The organism is Flammeovirga agarivorans, from assembly GCF_012641475.1.
Classification (GTDB): Bacteria; Bacteroidota; Bacteroidia; order Cytophagales; family Flammeovirgaceae; genus Flammeovirga; species Flammeovirga agarivorans.
Genome location: NZ_JABAIL010000002.1, coordinates 504,529 through 523,816, shown reverse-complemented (window position 1 = coordinate 523,816; position 19,288 = coordinate 504,529). Strand labels below are relative to the sequence as shown.

16 protein-coding genes are annotated in these 19,288 nt (G+C 33.2%); 7 read left to right on the top strand and 9 right to left on the bottom strand.

The genetic code is table 11. The features are described 5' to 3' along the window. Nucleotides 1-13: 13 nt before the first annotated feature. The 4 genes from HGP29_RS06885 to HGP29_RS06870 form a co-directional block, all read right to left on the bottom strand. A complete protein-coding gene (locus HGP29_RS06885) occupies nt 14-829 on the bottom strand; it encodes an aldo/keto reductase (RefSeq protein WP_235958269.1) in 816 nt (271 codons plus the stop codon). Next, entirely contained in the window at nt 829-1,986 is a 1,158-nt protein-coding gene (locus HGP29_RS06880; RefSeq protein ID WP_168881632.1) for an AGE family epimerase/isomerase, read from the bottom strand. The genes HGP29_RS06885 and HGP29_RS06880 overlap by 1 nt, the downstream gene beginning before the upstream one ends. A gap of 173 nt (nt 1,987-2,159) precedes the next feature. Continuing rightward, entirely contained in the window at nt 2,160-4,715 is a 2,556-nt protein-coding gene (locus tag HGP29_RS06875; protein WP_211093223.1) for a beta-mannosidase, read from the bottom strand. Between the two features lie 358 nt (nt 4,716-5,073). Then, entirely contained in the window at nt 5,074-7,482 is a 2,409-nt protein-coding gene (locus HGP29_RS06870; protein ID WP_168881630.1) for a TonB-dependent receptor, read from the bottom strand. Nucleotides 7,483-7,658: 176 nt separating this feature from the next. Here HGP29_RS06870 and HGP29_RS06865 point away from each other — a divergent pair, with 176 nt between their 5' ends. Beyond that, nucleotides 7,659-8,879 (top strand): alkaline phosphatase family protein, encoded by a 1,221-nt coding sequence (locus HGP29_RS06865; RefSeq protein ID WP_168881629.1) that lies wholly within the window; start codon nt 7,659-7,661, stop codon nt 8,877-8,879. Nucleotides 8,880-8,937: 58 nt separating this feature from the next. Here HGP29_RS06865 and HGP29_RS06860 read toward each other — a convergent pair whose 3' ends face one another. Continuing rightward, on the bottom strand, nt 8,938-9,885 hold the full coding sequence (locus tag HGP29_RS06860; protein ID WP_168881628.1) for a helix-turn-helix transcriptional regulator: 948 nt from the start codon (nt 9,883-9,885) through the stop codon (nt 8,938-8,940). 169 nt (nt 9,886-10,054) lie between these two features. Further along, nucleotides 10,055-10,675, bottom strand: a complete 621-nt coding sequence (locus HGP29_RS06855; protein WP_168881627.1) for a hypothetical protein — start codon at nt 10,673-10,675, stop codon at nt 10,055-10,057. Between the two features lie 237 nt (nt 10,676-10,912). On the opposite strand from HGP29_RS06855, the gene asnS reads away from it, so the two are divergent. After that, on the top strand, nt 10,913-12,343 hold the full coding sequence (gene asnS / locus HGP29_RS06850) for an asparagine--tRNA ligase (RefSeq protein ID WP_168881626.1): 1,431 nt from the start codon (nt 10,913-10,915) through the stop codon (nt 12,341-12,343). Nucleotides 12,344-12,400: 57 nt separating this feature from the next. Here the strand turns inward: asnS and HGP29_RS06845 are convergent, their stop codons facing one another. Next, nucleotides 12,401-13,615 carry a TlpA family protein disulfide reductase gene (locus HGP29_RS06845; RefSeq protein ID WP_168881625.1) on the bottom strand — a complete coding sequence of 405 codons (1,215 nt, stop codon included), beginning with the start codon at nt 13,613-13,615 and terminating at the stop codon, nt 12,401-12,403. A 149-nt stretch (nt 13,616-13,764) separates the two neighbouring features. Here HGP29_RS06845 and HGP29_RS06840 point away from each other — a divergent pair, with 149 nt between their 5' ends. Beyond that, entirely contained in the window at nt 13,765-14,109 is a 345-nt protein-coding gene (locus HGP29_RS06840; RefSeq protein ID WP_168881624.1) for a TfoX/Sxy family protein, read from the top strand. On the opposite strand, the gene HGP29_RS06835 is transcribed toward HGP29_RS06840, so the two are convergent. Together HGP29_RS06835 and HGP29_RS06830 are read right to left on the bottom strand one after the other, a co-directional pair. Continuing rightward, nucleotides 14,106-14,549, bottom strand: a complete 444-nt coding sequence (locus HGP29_RS06835; protein ID WP_168881623.1) for a hypothetical protein — start codon at nt 14,547-14,549, stop codon at nt 14,106-14,108. The genes HGP29_RS06840 and HGP29_RS06835 overlap by 4 nt on opposite strands. Nucleotides 14,550-14,643: 94 nt before the next feature. Then, on the bottom strand, nt 14,644-15,108 hold the full coding sequence (locus tag HGP29_RS06830; RefSeq protein WP_168881622.1) for a hypothetical protein: 465 nt from the start codon (nt 15,106-15,108) through the stop codon (nt 14,644-14,646). Between the two features lie 335 nt (nt 15,109-15,443). Between HGP29_RS06830 and HGP29_RS06825 the strand changes: the two genes are divergently transcribed. The 4 genes from HGP29_RS06825 (at nt 15,444) to HGP29_RS06810 (ending at nt 19,219) form a co-directional block, all read left to right on the top strand. Continuing rightward, a complete protein-coding gene (locus HGP29_RS06825; RefSeq protein ID WP_168881621.1) occupies nt 15,444-15,920 on the top strand; it encodes a GNAT family N-acetyltransferase in 477 nt (158 codons plus the stop codon). Nucleotide 15,921: 1 nt separating this feature from the next. Further along, nucleotides 15,922-16,878, top strand: a complete 957-nt coding sequence (locus HGP29_RS06820) for a YheT family hydrolase (protein ID WP_168881620.1) — start codon at nt 15,922-15,924, stop codon at nt 16,876-16,878. A gap of 10 nt (nt 16,879-16,888) precedes the next feature. After that, nucleotides 16,889-17,119 carry a hypothetical protein gene (locus tag HGP29_RS06815; RefSeq protein WP_168881619.1) on the top strand — a complete coding sequence of 77 codons (231 nt, stop codon included), beginning with the start codon at nt 16,889-16,891 and terminating at the stop codon, nt 17,117-17,119. A 219-nt stretch (nt 17,120-17,338) separates the two neighbouring features. Further along, nucleotides 17,339-19,219, top strand: a complete 1,881-nt coding sequence (locus tag HGP29_RS06810; protein WP_168881618.1) for a glycoside hydrolase family 13 protein — start codon at nt 17,339-17,341, stop codon at nt 19,217-19,219. The last annotated feature ends 69 nt before the right edge of the window (nt 19,220-19,288 follow it).

Genomic DNA, 19,288 nt, shown 5'->3' with positions numbered 1-19,288 from the left:
GCTTTGTTATTTTTTAGAAATCAAAAGTTTCGGGATCAGGACCCACTCTTTTGTGTTCGTTCATTTCGGCAATTTTTAACATGTCATCTTCTGATAATTCGAAATCGAAGATATCAAAATTGGCTTCAATCCTAGATGGTGTTACAGATTTAGGAAGAGCATTTACTCCTCTTTGTAAATGCCATCTTAGCATAACTTGAGCTGATGACTTACCATATTTTTCACCAATCTGATTTAGCGTTTCATCTTTGAATAAACCTGCTTGCATTAAAGGCCCCCAAGCTTGTACTAATATATTTCTTACTTCACAATACGTTTTTAAATCATTTTGTTGAAGCTTAGGATGGCATTCAATCTGGTTAACGACAGGTACTACTCCCGAAGCTTCAAGGTCTTGTAAATGGTGTGGGTTGAAGTTAGATACACCAATGGATTTTATTAATCCAGACTTTTGTAGCTTTATCATTTCATCCCAAGCCTTAGTATACCCTTTAGCTGGCCAATGAATAAGATATAAATCTATGTAATCTAGCTGTAGTCTTTTTAAACTTGCTTTTAACGCTTCTTCGATATTACCATTTCTAATATCCTCATTCCATAATTTAGTAGTAATGAAAAGGTCTTCTCTAGAGATGCCTGACGCTTTAATAGCTTCACCTACGCCTTCTTCATTCTCGTAGATCATAGCTGTATCAATATGTCTGTAACCAGCGTTTAGAGCAGCTAATACAGCCTCTTTTACTTCATCATTTTTAGATAAGAAAGTTCCAAAACCAAGACTAGGGATTTTATTCCCATCATTTAATTGCATCATTTTCATGTTTGTCATTATTTATTTTCATTTAATATTCTAATCAATTCTATAGTATGATAGGTAGATTTACCAATACTTCCTTTAAGTTCTGATGTAATAGGTTGATCCTCTTTTGTTACATAGAAATATTCACCACCATATTTTTTATCTTTAAAGGTATTGAAAAAGTACTCTTCAAGAAGTTGTTGTTCTTTCTCATATTTTCCTTCATAAAGTGATAAGGCAATAATTGCTTCGGCATGTTGCCACCAAGTTTTTCTATCGTCCAAAATTAATGAAGTATTCGGATTCACCTCAGAATAAAATCCATATTGAATATTATTATGATGGAAGATGTCTTTTTGTAATGTGATATCAATAATCTTCTTACCCAATTTTTTGTATTTTTCCTTGGTTGTGTCTGGCAGGAAAGTAAAATCTTTACTTCTTAATAGAAGTGCTGCCAACTGGAAATTATGCCCAGGTGTGACTGTGAAATTTAAGAAACCATCATTTTTTCTTTTGATAGACCAATCATCATTAAATTGTACATTCACCCAATTGGTACTATCGTTCCATCCAATTTGATATATAAGGCCCAAGTTTTCAGAAATATGGTTTTCGTAGAGCTCTTTATTTTCTTGATCAGCCATCCATAAGTTGATCATATATGCAGTAAGTGGATACATTAAAGATTGCAAGGATTTACTTCCGCTTACACCATTAGTATTAAAAGAATATTCACCCCAAAGACCACCTGCTTTTTGATCATGGAACCTAGTGATAAACCCTTGATGTAATTTATGTAACGTATGTAATAAATGAGGATCTTTAGTTTGTCGGTAAAGTTCTGAAAGGCCACATAATCCATAGGCCTGTTGCCATACATCTAATTTGCTTTGTGATTCAATAGAATCGTTAGTGATATATGAATGAGAATAATACTCATTCTCTTTTTGTATAAGTTTTTCTATTTGGAAATCGGCTACATTTTTTGCTCTATCGAGGTGCTCAGGAGAAAATTGTGATGCATAAGATAACCCATAAATTAAACGACTGCTCGCTACAGTGAAGATTTTATCAGATACTATCTTTCCTTGATTGTCCACCTCTGAGAAGTAAGTTGATAATTGCTGATCCCAAGCATTACGATCAAAGAAATTGATCAAGGTTTCCATCTTTTCTCGATGCATTATCTGTCTAGTTCCTTTTTTGTTGGTGCATTGAAATAGAAGAGAGGTAGTTATCAGTATAGCTAAAAGTTTAATTTTCATATTTAACGATAAGAATGTTCTTTAATTTATTCGTTCAAAGGTATAAAAAAGAGTACCTAATTAAAGGTACTCTTTGTCATCAAAATTATATTTTAAAGTGATTTCTTTTTCATTGTTTCTTGAAGGTGTTTAAACTTGATTTTTGTTCGATCAATCTTTTCTCCTTTTCTAGAGGTAATAGTGATTTGTTTTTGTTCACCTTTAATTAAATCAAAATAATTATCGGATAACTTGATTTGTTCTTGGTCTACCTCAATAAATAGATTTTTTACTAAAGCATTTGTTGAAATACTGATATATAGGTCATTATCATCTTCAGTATAATTAATATCAAGTTCTGGTTTTGGGAGTTGTAACTCTTTTTGATTCACAAAGTAATGTAAATCTCTATCAATAATTTCAGTCTTCTTTGAAGAAAGTGAAGAAATAAAGACCAGTTTCTGAGAGTCATTCTTTGAGATGATTTTCGATAGGTTACTCTCAAACACCTTTAATGTTTTATTTGCTGTTATATCTTTTAGAGGTATCGATTGATTCCATAAAGAATTTCCTTCAAAATCCTGTAGTTCCATTTGAAGTAAAACAGGTTCTTGTAGATTGATATCCGATGCAACTTTTACTTCCAATTGATGATCATCTGAATTGACAATCAAAGACGTATTTTTGTTCGCTTCTCTTGCGAAATATTGTAATGCTTTCCATTCTCCATAATAATCTATCGAAGACCACGAAGCGACAGGCCAGCAATCATTCAGTTGCCAATACAATGAACCCATGCAGTAGGGCATTTTCTCTCGGTGTGCTTGAATCGCTGAATATATACTTTCGGCTTGAAGCAATTGACCTACATATAGAAAATCTTCAAAGTTTGTAGGGACTTGATAATGATCTTCCATGTATTTTTTTATTCGTAGGTTTCCAATACCACTTCTTTGATGTGAAGCCATTACTTCAGATTCTATATCATAATCCTGAGGCTTTGTATATTTCTTTACTGATTTAAATTCAGGGAACGATTGAAAGCCATACTCACTCATAAAACGACCAATATACTTTCTGAAATCTGAAAATGGATGTTCACCATGCCATACTCCCCAATAATGCATGTCTCCAGACTTATGTTCGTAATGAGCAACTATATCATCACCTCCAGTTGGAGAAGAACGCCAGTAGAATTGATTGTCTGTATATTCCTCTACTACTTCTGGAAGAAGCTGATGAAATACTTTTTCATAATCACCCCAAATTTCTTTTTGTTGAGTTTTACTATACTGTTGTTTCCAACCCCATCCCATGTCATCTTTGCCGGGAGCCCAAGCCATTTCCATTTCATTATTACCACACCATAATGCAATAGACGCATGGTTTCTAAGTCTTTTGATGTTATCAACAGCCTCTTGTCTAACGTTATTAATAAATTGCTCATCTCCGGGGTACATAGAGCAAGCAAACATAAAGTCTTGCCATACTAAGATTCCTTTTTCATCACATAACTCATAGAATAAATCATTCTCATAGATACCTCCACCCCAAACACGTAGCATATTCATATTGGCATCAAGGGTAGATTGGATCAAATGTTTGTAAGTCGCTTTTGAAACTCTAGGAAGGAATATGTCATTAGGAATATAATTCGCTCCTTTAGCAAAAATAGGCTGCCCGTTAACTTCAAAATAGAAGCTTTTCCCTTCCCCATTGTCATCTTCTTTTTGAACAATTTTAATTGTTCTTAGACCAATCCGTTCTGTATGGACATCGATAAGTTGCTTATCATCGTAAAGCTCAATTGATAATTCATATAGGTGTGGTGTTCCAATGTTTGCAGGCCACCATAATTTAGGGTTTTCGATATCAAACGAAATAGTCTTACTTAATGAATTGGATGCAATTGTACTTTCTTTGATAACTTCTCCATCTAATTTAGCAAGGATGGTGAGTTCGTTCTCGCTTTGATTGTAGAATTGAGTGGAGACTTTTAATGCCGCTTTATCTGAGCTCGTTTTTTGCTGAACAAAGATGTTATCGATTTTAGTATTGTTCCAGTATTCTATATTTACATCTCTCCAAATTCCTGATGTCACCAATCGAGGTCCCCAGTCCCAACCGTAATGATATCCTGCTTTTCTAGTAAAGATTGATACTTGTTGATTACCTACTTCACCAATTACAGATTGGTCATTAATAGCTGGAAGCCCATACCCATGTTTTTTTAAGGCGTTAATACCATTTTCAATAGGAGATAATAAAACTACTTTCAGAGTGTTTTCGCCTTTGTGTATATGAGGTTTAATATCAAAATCCCATTCTCTAAACATATTATCTGTCGAACCAATCAATATATTATTGATATAGATCTCCCCATAAGTATCTACGCCATCAAAATGAAGTTGAATTTTTTGATGTTCAAATATTTTTTGGTCTATGGTGAATTTGGTTTTATACTCCCAATCTACTTTATCAACCCACTGAACGTCTCTTTCATTTAGTCGGTAATATGGATCAAGAATGATATTATTGCTTATTAAATCGGTGTGTACCGTTCCAGGAACTTCAGCTGGAAGCCATTCCTTTTTGTCTGTTTGTTTAAATTCCCAATGATTGTTTAATGAAATCTTTTTTAGGTCCATATCATTTTCTGTATTTATCATTTGACATGATGTTAATAAGAATACTCCCATCAAGATAGATAGCTGATGGAGTATCTGTTTTTTGAAAAATAAAGAAGTAAATCTCTTCATACTATATCGAGTTTTATTGTGGTTATGATAGGATGTAAAGTTATTTTTTCAAGAAAACTCAAGTATGGAATATTTAATTTCTGATGCGTATTATTTGTCTAGTGAGAAAATGTAGGGGAGTATTTTTTAGGTAAGAATATTACAATGCTGATGAAAATGTACCTGAAGAATTTTGGATGAATACCGATAAAAGAAAAAGGTGTAAGTAAAGAGAAAGCTTACGCTAACACTCTACCTACACCTTGATAGTAGAAATGAGAAATACGGTTTAGTTTAATAGATTGCCAATTTTTATTTCAATGAAATACATTCTTGGTGTAATTGGACCATAAACGAAAGCAGCATCTCTATCAGCACCACTAACAAATTGGTCTTGCATTTGATTGAAAATATTTTTCACTCCAGCACCAAATTGAATGTTTGCATTCTTTGATAATCTCGTTAAATAAGACACCTTCATGCCCATGTCGAAAAAGGTCTCAGTTTCGATTAAACTTTCATTTTCAACAGGTTGACCATTGATAAAACCACCAGGTAATAATGGTACATGCATGCTGCCTGTGTAGACTCCTGTTAAAGATGTAGTCCATTTTTGAGCAGGTTTATAGTTTAATGTTAATGAACCATACTGATTCGGCGTTCTTAAAATATATTTTGATGTAGATGTTTCTTCATCACCCCATCCATTTTCTTCTTCATATTCTGCTGTTTGGATAGTGTATGCACCTTGGAAATTCAACTTTTCTGAAGGAGCCACTTTTAATTCAGCGTTAATACCTTGTACAATTGCATCAGAAGTGGAGTTTCTTTTGTAATTGATTAAAGTACCATCATCTAAGTATTGGTATTGGTTGTCAAATCTATCTTTGATTCTAGTATGAAAACCTTCCAATAAGAAATAGGTCTGAACTGAACCAATTTGAGTTTCGTAATCCCAAGCTAAATTATATGATAATGAAGTTTCTGGTTTTAAATCTGGATCTAGTACTGTTCTAACAGCTTGTCCACCAGCAACCTCAATATGTAAGTCTTCTGAGAACATTTGTGGTGCTCTAAAACCTGTTGCAAATCCACCTCTTAATTGCATATCAGGAGTGATGTTGTATTTTAAATTCACTCTTGGGTTAAATGAAGGGACTTCTTTATTGTTGTCAGGATTTTCATTGTCTCGAATCATTACATAATCCATTCTTGCTCCAATTAAAACGGAAAGCTTTTTTCCTTTCCATTCATTTTGAGCAAATACAGCTACCGTTTGAGATTCTTGATTTGAGACCGGAGCATCTGGAACATATTGTCCATCGTTTCTATCGTTATAACCTAACTTTTTATCAAAAATATTGTCATAAATGTATTCAGTACCTGCTACAAAGTAAGAGTCAGCGTTGAACATTTTTCCAAAGTTTTGGTTGATCTGAGCACCTCCTACATAAGTGGTTCCTGTCGTTAAGCCGTATCCATCTTGTGCTTGGTTAGCACCATAGTAACTATCTCTATGTACATATTGCAAGCTAGAATATGCATTGATGTGAGTCTTTTTATCTTTACTGAACCAGTCATAGTTAACACTACCACTGGCAATACCCATATCGATCCATTCAGTAATATCTGTCTTTTCTGGAGCTTCATTAAGTTTATTACCACCTCTACGATCTTCATGAATATAACGTAAGTCAGCAGTTAATTTATTCTGGTCGTTAAAACTATGGTAGATCTTAGTACCAATAGAAGCCGTTTTAAGTCTAGGTAGTTCTGAAAAATCATCTTTTAATGGATCGCCATAAGCGTTGCCATCATCATCTACTTTGTACCAAATGTCATTAGGGTTAGCATTCCAAGCATCTCTGTGTCTGTATGAACCATAGATATATGCTCCCGTTTTATCATTTTTTGAAATAACTGATGTGTTGAAGTAGGCATTGTAGTCATTTGACTTTCCATCAATTGTACCCATGTTAGTGCCGACTTCATAAGAGTTAAATTGAGGGGCTTTAGTAATGATATTTACTGTACCACCAATGGCATTAGCTCCGAATAATACTGATCCACCGCCTCTTACAACTTCGATTTGGTCTACCATAGATACTGGAATCTGCTCTAATCCGTAAACACTCACTAAACCACTAAACATTGGTCTACTGTCCATAAGAATCTGTGTATACGGCCCTTCTAGTCCATTTAACCTTAATGATGCTGCACCACAGTTACCACAAGTATTTTCAACTCTGGCTCCAGAAACGAAGTTTAATCCATCAGCAACAACTTTAGAGCTGGATGCAACGAAAATTTCTTGACTCACAACATTGACAACTGCTGCGGTTTCTTTTCTACTTTGTTCTCTTCTGTTGGAAGAAACGACGACCTCATTAAGTTGAAGTAAGTCTTTCGTTAAGTTAAAGTGGATTTCTTGCTGGTTGTTTTTTGCTGTAAAGTTTAGTTCCTGTGGTTGGTAACCTACAGCAGAAACTAAGATTTGATAAGATTTCCCTTTCTCTAAAGACAGAAGGAAATGTCCGTGATCATCAGCGGATGTTCCAAATGCCCCATCATTTACAGAGATAGTAGCAAAAGGAATATGTTCTTTACCAGAAGTGATATGTCCTTTGATATTGATTTTATCTCCTGCTATTAACAATGATGTATAGAAAAGTAAAATGATAGTAATGTATGCCTTCATGGCTTGTAGTTATATTTTTTATAGTGTACTAATTAATATTTGATACAAAGCTAAAGAAAAAATTTAGACAAGCCTAAAAATAATTTATTATTAATAATTCCATAATGAAATTGAATACTAATTCGTATCTTATATTGATCTATTAGATTTGTGCTCTAATATTATTACACTACCGAATGAAAAAACTATTATACTTATTAGTCTTAATACCAATTCAATTTCTTTCTAGTTGTCAAGATCAATCATATCAGAATCAAAAAAAGAATACCGTTATTATGGTATCTATTGATGGGTTTAGATTTGACTATGCAGATAAATACAATACTCCGAATCTAGATAGAATAGCCAAAGAGGGTGTAAAAGCGAAATCGATGATACCATCCTATCCGAGTAAAACTTTTCCTAATCATTATGCTATTGCAACAGGTATGTACCCACAAAACAATGGTTTAGTTCATAATAACTTCTTTGACCCTGAGCGTAATCAGCATTATAGCATTGGTGTTGGGAAAAAAGATGGTTCGTGGTTTAAAGGAACACCAATTTGGAATTTAGCGGAACAACAAGGACAAAAAGCAGCATCATTTTACTGGCCAGTTTCAGATGCCAGAGTAGAAGGAATGCGGCCTACTTATTATTATAAATACAATAAGCCAACACCTTATTTAGAAAGGGTAGAGCAGATTAAAAAGTGGTTGGATATGGATCAATCTATTCGCCCAACATTAATTACTACTTACTTTTCATTGGTGGATACTCAAGGTCATGTATTTGGGCCTGATGCAAACGAAACAAAAGAAGCAGTAGAGTATATAGATACTGTCATTGGTCAATTATATGATATTGTTAAGTCGTATAAAGAACCTATAGATTTAATTATTGTATCAGACCATGGAATGGAACAAGTCGCTGTAGATGATGCGATCATTTTAGAAAGCCTTGGTCGTTTCAAAGATTTTGAATGTGTAAATGGAGGAGGGGTTCAATACCTGTTATATGCAAAAGAGGGAGCTGATATTGAGAAAACGTATCAGGAACTAAAAAAACAAGAGGACAAAGGCTTTGTTGTTTATAAAAAAGATTCCGCTCCAAATCAGTTACATTATTCTAAAGGTGTACGAATACCCGCAATTTTCTGTGAAGCAGTTCCACCAAAAACTTTTAAAAATTTAAGAGGTGGAGTAAGTAATGGTATGCATGGTTTCAATCCTTATAAAGTCAAGAATATGCATGCCATATTTTATGCGGCAGGGGATCACTTTAAAGAAAATGTATCCATTGAACCATTTGAAAATGTGAATGTGTATCCAACCATTGCAAAGATATTATCACTAAAAGTACCTGATAATATTGATGGAAATGAGAAGGTATTATTACCTGTGATGAAAAATTTATAAGATTTATTGCGGGATTCTATACATCGTTAGTAATACTAAGTATTGCTAACGATTTTTTTTAGCCCTCACTTTTATATTGACTTGGTGTAATACCGAATGTTTTCTTAAAGTTTTTAGACATATGGTTTACATCCGTATATCCATAATCATAGGCAATTTCGGTAAATGCTTTATTGGTTGATTTTATTTCATCTTGAACTTTATAAATACGTGCTTTTTTATAGAATTGGTATACAGTTTCCTTGAATAGATGTTTAAATACTTTTTCAAGCTTATTTAAGTTAATGCCGTATTCTTGTGCTAATTCAGAAACAACAGGTTTACTTTTTATATCTGTAGTGATAATATCTTTTATTTTAAATACACAGTCTAATTCATAATCGGTATATATTTTCTTTTCTTCCTTTGCATTGATTCTCCTGATAAGATTCTGAAATAAGAGATTCAATTCCGTCATTTTTAATACATACCACTCCTCCTTAAGGTCCTGGTCTATCACAACGGTATCATAAATAGATTTCTTCCACATTAGTAGATTACTATCTCCTTCATGAAATATAAAATTATCTAATTGCTTGAGGTACTCAATCGTTTCAGTTCTTAAAATATCTTTTGAAAAGTATATAGTAGCCTGCTGTACAATATCTCCTTTTTTGAAATTCATATCAATAGATTGAGTGTCTTTGAATATGAATAGGCCATTGGGAATAGAGATTTCAATAGACTCTGTTTCAGAAATTTGATATTGAAGGTTGTTTCCAAAGAATTGAGCGGTGAAATCCTTGTCATTTCGGTGAAAGAACTCAATGGTAATGTCCTGGTTTACTTTTAAATCGTTTATGACGAAATCCATATAGCCATTGGTGTGGTAATAAAAGTTGCCAGTGACGTTGTCATTATCTACGGCCAAGTGATTTTCATTTAATAGGGTGCCACCAATAGTATCTTGGATTCTTTTCAGTTGATTATCAAAATGCTGATGATTTAATTTTAGGTTATTGCTCATGTTTCCTGGTTCTATTTTTATATAAAATAGCAGGAAAATCATCAGTATCTATTGTTGTCTGTTTATAAGTTTTGGATTGAAGTATATTCTATAAAAAATTTCAAAATACGTCATGAAATAATTGTATAAAAATAAACCTACTCATTGAAATAAGTAGGTTGGCAATATATTAAATAGGTTCCTCTCCATAGAAATAGCTGATTTCAATAATTTCTATGTTAGGGTTTTCTTTTTTTACTTTATCGTTATACTCGACAATCATACGGTTCCACTTTTGGACTGCTCCATTATAATAACCTCTTGTGAAAATGTCTCGTGATGTCGCATCATTAATACTACCCATGAGCATGGCAGGGCGGGGGTATTGTTCAAAGCCATTTACTGAGGCTTCTAATTCTTTCAAAGCAAAAATTAGATCATTAATGCTATGGTCATATGCTAACATTTTATCATTATCTCCTAAAGTTGCATCATTGTAAAGCTTTTCATTTGCTTGTGTAATTGCATCTTCTACTGCTTTTCTTTTTGATGCATCCAGATCAACGCCTGATAAAATTAAATCTTCAATAATCTGTTTGGAGAAGTTTAATTTCATTTTTTCAGATGCAAAAGCGGCATTCTTTAATGAATCTATTTCAAGAAGTAATTTTTTTGAATCAACAGTACTAAGGTCTTCTTCAACCAAATCAATTTCTTCAAAATCTTCAGTTTCTGAAGAAGCTTTTTTCTCATTGGAACACGAGGCAAAACTTAGAAGTAGGGAAAGGAAAAGAAGGTTTCTTAATGTCATGATATTTCAGTGTTAGAATGAATTTTAAATGAAAAGTATCAATTTATAGACCAAAATGTAGACAATGTATCATCATTTAAATTTAAATAACTTTATAAAGATTAAATATTAACCACAGATCTGGATTAAATCCCTTGAAATCATCTTAAACTTGAGTAATCTTTATATATTTGTGGTCATTTTTATTGGCAAAGATTTTTGCCATTTTTATTGTTGAAAATTTAAACTACCACGCAAGTGAAAAGAATTAAAATTAAAGACTTGCTGGCATCCGGAGAAGTAGGTGCCAAAGTTAATGTAAAAGGATGGGTAAGAACATTTAGAAGCAATCGTTTTATTGCATTGAATGATGGTTCTACTATCAATAACTTGCAAGCGGTGGTAGATTTTGAAAATACAGACGAAGATCTACTAAAACGTTTAACTACAAGTGCTGCAATTTCAGTTGTTGGTACTGTTGTAGAATCACAGGGTAAAGGTCAAAGAATCGAAATTCATGTTGATGAATTAGAGATTTTAGGTGATGCTGATCCTGATGAATATCCATTACAACCTAAAAAACACTCTTTAGAATTCTTGCGCGAAAAAGCTCACTTACGTCCAAGAACTCAAACAATGAGTGCTGTTTATAGAGTGCGTAATGCTTTAGCATATGGTATCCATAAATTCTTTAACGAAAAAGGATTTATCTATATGCATACACCAATCATCACTGGTTCTGATGCAGAGGGTGCTGGCGAAATGTTTACTGTAACAAACTTCGATCTTAAGAACCCACCAAAAACAGAGGAAGGCGAAATCGATTACAAAGAAGATTTCTTCGGTAAGGCTGTAAACTTATCAGTATCTGGTCAGTTAGAAGCAGAAGTTGGAGCAATGTCTATGGGTGAGGTTTATACATTTGGACCTACATTCAGAGCAGAGAACTCAAACACTTCTCGCCACTTAGCTGAATTCTGGATGATTGAACCAGAGATGGCATTCTACGATCTAGATGACAACATGGACTTAGCAGAAGAAATGATCAAATACTTGATCAACTTCGCTATGGAGCAATGTCCTGACGATATTAAGTTCTTAGATCAGCGTTATGCTCAAGATCAAAAAACTAAACCTCAGAATGAGCGTTCAGAGCTTGGTCTATTAGAAAGATTAAACTTTGTTGCTGCCAACGAATTTGAGCGTTTAACTTATACTGAAGCAATTGAAGTATTAAAACGTTCTAAGCCATTCAAGAAAGGTAAATTCAAATATCCTGTAGAGTGGGGTATCGATTTACAATCTGAACATGAGCGTTACTTAGTTGAGAAAGAATTCAAAAAGCCAGTAATCTTAACTGATTATCCTAAAGACATCAAATCATTCTACATGAAGCAAAATGATGACGGGAAAACAGTAAGAGCAATGGACGTATTGTTCCCAGGTATTGGTGAAATCATTGGTGGTTCTCAAAGAGAGGAAGACTATGATAAGTTATTGACAAGAATGAACGAAATGGGAGTGCCTCAAGAAGAACTTTGGTGGTACTTAGAGCTTCGTAAATTCGGTACTGCACCTCACTCAGGCTTCGGTCTTGGTTTCGAGCGTATCGTATTGTTTGTAACAGGTATGGGTAATATCAGAGACGTAATTCCATTCCCTAGAGCTCCAAAAAGTGCAGAGTTCTAGAAACTGGTAATCATAAAAAAAGCCGTTAAGTATTATTCTTAACGGCTTTTTTTATATCTATTTTAAAAGTTGATTTCCCTTTGGTTTTACCTTATGATTGGTAATATCATTATTAACGCTCTCCGGATGTAGTGCCAACTCAATACTGGATGATAATCGATCTACTATATCTTTTTTATAGCCCACTGTATAATTAATATAATTTCCATTTTTATCAACTACCACATTTGTTGGATATAACGATACCTTAAACTTATTGATATACTCACCAGCATTATCCACGATCTGATACTTGAAGTTATACAAGTTATTAAACTCTTGTAATGCTACTTCTTTATCTAATGCTAAACTAAGGAAGACTACATTGGGGTTGTTCTTATATTTCTCATATAGTTCATTTAGCTTCATCACTTCTTGTACACTACCCTTGTTTTTAAGTGACCAGAAGTTGTAAACGACTACTTTACCATTATAGCTTTTACTGTTAACAGTGGTATGGTCGATTGTTGTACTTTTAAATGTTGGTGCTTTAGATCCGATAATCTTTTCGTTGGCGTGGTTTTGAACGATGAGACTCTTGTTTTTAATACTTTTCCTTTCGATCATGTATTCCTCTTTGGGTAGGATATCGTAGAAATCTAGATCGTATACTGTTTTTGATAAAGTTGTAAATGTTACTTCGTCTGCAACCAATCTGTAGTGGCCATATTTTTTACTATAGCGAGGGAGTTCCATACAAAACTCAATACCCTCTGTAATATAATTTTGAGTGTATTTTAAGCCAAACGCTTCAGTAGTATACATGTATTTTTTCTCTCCATGTACAATGACCTCATATTTTTTACATTCGTAACCGGCAATATATTTCTCATTACCTTCTACTCTAACGGCTTTTTTATAAGGATCGTTGAATCTTACATAGAATCCATCTCCTTTATTTTTGTTTCTATAAGAGTTAAGGTAATATGTTTTTTCCGATAGGAAGTCCATGTAGGTCAGCCTCTCCATATACTGGGCTCTAACATCTGTGTAGGATAACTTGCTCACTAATGTTGAAGAATTGAAGTATATGATACGTTCATCAACAAAATGAGGATCTTTTTTACTTATTTCACTAATGTCGTCTTCAAATATCATTTTGTATTTGATGATGACATCACCTTCCATTTTTTTGAAATCCTTTGTGCAATATTTTTTCTTCTGACCAAATAATAATAACGGAGAGAGTAGAAACACTCCTAACAAAAAGTTTCGTTGGTAATGAAGTAGCATAGTCAAAAAAAGTTTATAATCTAAAAAGTCACACTTATATTTTGAGGCAATATACAAAATATATCACTTCGATTTAACTAATCAGTATTTTAATTATATTAAAGGTATAGATTTGATAATATGGTTGTTATAAAAATAAATTGACTAAAATGGCATTTGATGAGTACCTAGGAGAACGTATTGATAGATGGTTTCAACAACAAAATGTTGACTATTTCCCTAAGAAGATGATGGGAGGTTTAGTGTTTATGGTGAACAGTAAAATGTGTTGTGGGATTCATATTGATAAAAAATATAAAGATTCACTTTTAATGGCAAAGATAGGTGAGGAGCAATATGCCAAAGAAATAACAAAAGAGGTAACCCTTCCAATGGACTTTACAGGAAGGCCAATGAAAGGGTTTATTTATGTTACTCCCGAAGGGTTTGATTTGGATAATGATTTAGAATATTGGTTGAGTGCTGCATTAAGATTTAATTTAGAACAGCACTAATCAAAAGCTTTAACCTTAGTAGTTCTGTTATCAACTGGTCTCCAACCAATTGTCTCAAACTTTTTATAAGTAAATTTCTTCCACCTAATTTTCCCAGTATCCTTATCTTCTTTTAAAATCCTCCAAATAATAATACAATCTTTGTTGTCGGTTGGGTCTTTATAAACTCTAATAAAATCTTTTCCTTCAACAAGGTTCTGAAATAGAATATTATCCGTTTCACTATCAATAAGCATAAAGTGTTTTCTTCTCTCTTTGATTAAATCTAAAGAAGACTCTTTTGCAACGCCTTGGATAAAAGGAGCATACCCAACTTTGGGTGCGGTGTTCATATAGTCGTATCCTTTCGTATCTTTTTTGATACCGTCTTCTTCCGGACCACCGGCTTCCGTATTGAACGTAATTAGTATAGGAAGAAGTATGGATATAAAGTTTTTCATTTGTCTAGTTGTTGTTCAAGACCTTATATCCAAAAATTGAAAATGTCACTATAAAAAAAGAGTAACAGAAACTGCTACTCTTCAATTTAATGTCTTATTTAAATGATTTGACCGCTGTAGTCATATTATCAACAGGTCTCCAACCCACAGAATCAAACTTTTTATAAGTATATTTTTTCCAGGTAATATTGCCTGTTTTTCTATCTTTTTTCTTCATACTCCAGATAATAATACAGTCTTTATTATCTGTGTAATCAGTATAGACACGTACGAAGTCTTTACCTTCTTTTAAGTTGTCGAATAAGATATTTTCAGATTCTTTATCGATCAACATGACGTGGTTTCTACCCTCTTTATATATTTCAACTGTACCATCTGCAGCAACACCTTTAATAAAAGGAGCAGCATTTAACTTTGGAGCAGTATGCATATAATCAAATTTTTCATTACTCTCTTCTGTTTTTTTTCCTTCTTCTTCTTTAGGATCATTATTAGAAGCATAAATTGAAGTAGATAATAAACACAATAAGGATAATATAATTAGGCTAATCTTTTTCATAGGTAAAAATGTTTGAGTTTAACCTGATTAACGTTAAGTGTGACGAAAAGATTAGTTTATTATAATATGTTTAACGTATTTAAAAATCATTAATAATCAGTGTTTTAAGTGTATTTTTGTCTTTTATTGATTTAAATGTATCAAAATAGTATCAATTAAGATTCATTTATGTTACAATGTAACGTCAATTTCTTAACAAAAAGTCTACTAAGTTTATAGGATTTGTGTTTAACCTAATTGTTTAAAAATTCTAGTTTTATTAAGAATATCACAAGTGATTTTTTTATGCTATACTATATTCGTTAATTTTGCTTTTTCACCTATGTTAGAATGCTATGGTAATTCGTACAATAGACTCCTCTGATAATGCGCAAATAGAAAATATCATAAAAACAGTATTGATAGAGCATAATGCCAATTTGCCTGGAACTGCTTTTTTTGATGAACAACTTGGTAGACTGAATACTGCTTATCAAGAAGAAGGCTCTGTCTATTATGTTGCAGAACTAGACGGAAAAGTTGTAGGAGGGGCAGGTATTGGAAGTATTCTTAATGGCCCTAATGATATCTGTGAGCTTCAGAAAATATATTTATCAGAGTCCGCTAGAGGTAAAGGTATTGGTGCTGCACTTTTAAACCAGTGTTTAACCTTTGCAAAACAGTTCGGATATAAGGCATGTTATTTAGAAACAATGCCCCAATTGGTAAAAGGATTAAAGTTGTACGAAAAAATGGGCTTTAGTATGATGGATGAGCCTTTAGGAGATACATCACATCATGCTTGTAATATCTGGATGATTAAACAATTGTAAGATGCCATTAGTCACTTCAACATATCGCCCTGGCTTTTTCTATAAAAATGGACATATCAATACCATTTTTGCTAGTAAAGTAAAACCCCAAGCTGATGCTCCTTATCAACGTAAAAGGTTTGAAACGCCTGATAATGATTTTTTTGATGTTGATACAATAGTAGGAGTACATAAGAAAGCATTAATTCTAATGCATGGTTTGGAAGGTTCTGCTCATTCTACATATATATTAGAAATGGCTAACTTTTTCTCTCCAGATTACGATATATGGGCGATGAATCACAGAAGCTGTAGTGGTAGTCTAAATTTATTGTACCCTTCTTACCATAGTGGGCATACCAAAGATTTAAAGCAATTGGTAAATACCCTTTCTGAAAAATATGAGGAAATCTATATAATAGGAGTTAGTTTGGGAGGAAACATCACCTTAAAATATCTAGGAGATGAAGGGAATAAACTTCCATCAGTAGTAAAAAAAGTAGCTACCTTATCTGTACCATGTCAATTGAACTCTTCAGCAAAAGTTCTACAGAAGAGAATCAATCTATTGTATCTCCAAAACTTTTTAATCTCTTTAAAAAGTAAAGTCGTTCCAAAGATGGAGGCTTTTAATATGAGTCAAACCTTAATTGATGAAGTACGATCAGCAAAAACATTTGTGGAGTTTGATGACCGTTATACTGGTCCGGCACATGGATTCAAGGATGCTGAGGATTATTGGTCCCAATGCAGTTCTAAGGAAGTATTGGATAGAATAATAGTCCCAACTTTATTAATAAATGCAAAGGATGACCCGTTCTTATCAGAAGAATGTTTTCCTTACGAAATTGCGGAGAAAAGTGAATTTCTATATTTAGAGACACCAGATTATGGTGGTCATGTAGGATTCCTTACATCATTATATAAACAGAGATGGTATTTATCTCGCATTAGAAATTTTTTATCGAAGCCTATTTAAATCTAAAGTAATGATTGGTTTTTTATTTACATTAATTGGAATTGTGGTTGCTGTAACTTCATGGATCATGTTCAAAGACGATGAAGTGATTCGTTATTCTGGAGTAGGTGTATCTTTCTTCTTTTTTGTTTATGGTGCTTATCTAAAGAATAAGTATATGGTAAAACTCAAAAGAGAAATGAATGAAAAAGTAGAAGAAGTAAAAAGAAAGAAAGAGTTGGAAAAAAATAATGTTTCTTAGTTGTAGAGGTGGTGTTTACCTGAAAATGTTGTTTTTTAGCCTATTTAACCCATTTTTATAATAGTTGTATACTTGATGGTATTCAATGTATACCACTTGTACCCTTATGAAAATTGTAATTTGATACTGAAAATCTCATGTTTGTAAAGTGTTCGGGATACATTAATTCACAAACACTAGAATTCGTATATTAGAGTTATTACTTCAATAAATATGAAAATGAGAAATATCAAGTCAGTATTAATTACTTTATTATTTGCCATCTCATCTGCAGTAATGGCAAAAAGTTCTACTGTCATTGACAGAGTTGAACCTGCCTTTTGGTGGGCTGGAATGGTTCATCCAGAACTTCAATTATTAGTTCATGGAGATGACATTTCAAACTTAAATGCAACAATCAACTATGATGGTGTTACTTTAGACCAAACCATTAAAGTTGAAAATCCAAATTATTTATTTTTAAACTTAACACTTGCTAAAGATGTTAAGGCTGGATCTTTTCCTATTGAATTTAAAAACACTAAAGGTAAGGTAGTATTTACTTACACTTATGAGTTAAAAGAACGTAGAAAAGATTCTGCAGCAAGAGAAGGGTTTAACAAAAGTGATATCATGTACCTAATTACTCCAGATAGATGGGTGAATGGTGATGAATCAAATGATAAAGTTCCTTCAATGAGAGAGGATGTAAACCGTTCTTTAGAAGGTGGTCGTCATGGTGGTGATATCCAAGGTTTAGTTAATAGCTTAGACTATATCGACGAAATGGGATTTACTGCAATTTGGGTAAACCCGTTGTTAGAAAATGATATGGATTCTTATTCATACCATGGTTATTCTACTACAGACTACTATAAAATTGATGCTCACTACGGATCAAATGAAGATTATGTGAATTTCGTAGCAGAGGCTAATAAAAAAGGAATCAAAATTATCATGGATATGATTGAAAATCACTGTGGTTTAAACCATTGGTGGACTAACGATCTTCCAACAAAAGATTGGTATCACTATTCTGATATGAAAGAAAAGCCTGTGACATCTCACCAAAGAGTAACAGTTGCTGACCCTTATGCTACAGAAGCAGATAAAGCGAGACACTCTGATGGTTGGTTTGTACAATCAATGCCAGACTTAAACCAAAAGAACCCGTTATTAGCCAACTACTTGATTCAGAACTCAATTTGGTGGGTAGAATATGCTAACCTAGGTGGTATTCGTCAAGATACTTATCCATACCCTGATCCAGATTTCATGACAGAGTGGACAAGAAGAATTATGCAAGAATATCCAAACTTCAATATTGTAGGTGAAGAGTGGACTTCTAATCCGGCATTAGTTTCTAGATGGCAAAAAGGTAAAGAAAATCAAAATGGATATGTTTCTTATTGCCCATCAATGATGGACTTCCCAATCCAAGAAGCATTAATCAATTCATTAAATAAAGAAGCAGCTCAATATACTCAGACATTTAATGAAGTATATGAAAAGTTAGCGATGGACTTCTTGTATTCTGATCCAGCGAACTTGGTTACTTTCCCTGATAATCATGATACTCCTCGTTACTGGAACCAAATCAACGAAGATTTTGATTTATACAAAATGGGACTAGTATATATCTATACAACTCGTGGTATTCCTCAAATTTTCTACGGTACAGAAATCTTAATGGGTGTAGATGATGAAACTCAACATCACAACCATGGTTTAATTCGTGAAGATTTCCCTGGTGGATGGAAAGGTGACAAGGTCAATGCATTTACTGGAGAAGGATTGACAGCACAACAAAAAGAAGCACAAGAGTTCATGAAGAAGTTAACGAACTTCAGAAAGAACAATCCTGTATTACACACAGGTGAATTGAAGCATTTCTCTCCTTACAAAGAGGTGTATGTAATGTTTAGATACAATGACTCTACTAAGATCATGTCTATTTTCAATAAAAATAAGCAAGAGACAAAAGTAGATTTAGGTCACTACCAAGAAGTATTAAAAGGAGCTACTAAAGCGACAGATGCACTTACTGGTAAAACTTATGACCTTTCAAACGGAACAATCACAGTACCAGCTGTTTCAGGTACTATGCTGATTGTAGAGTAAAGAATAAGTAATTAATAGGTAATATATATTGTAAAGAGGCACCTCTTCTGAAGTGTCTCTTTATTTTTA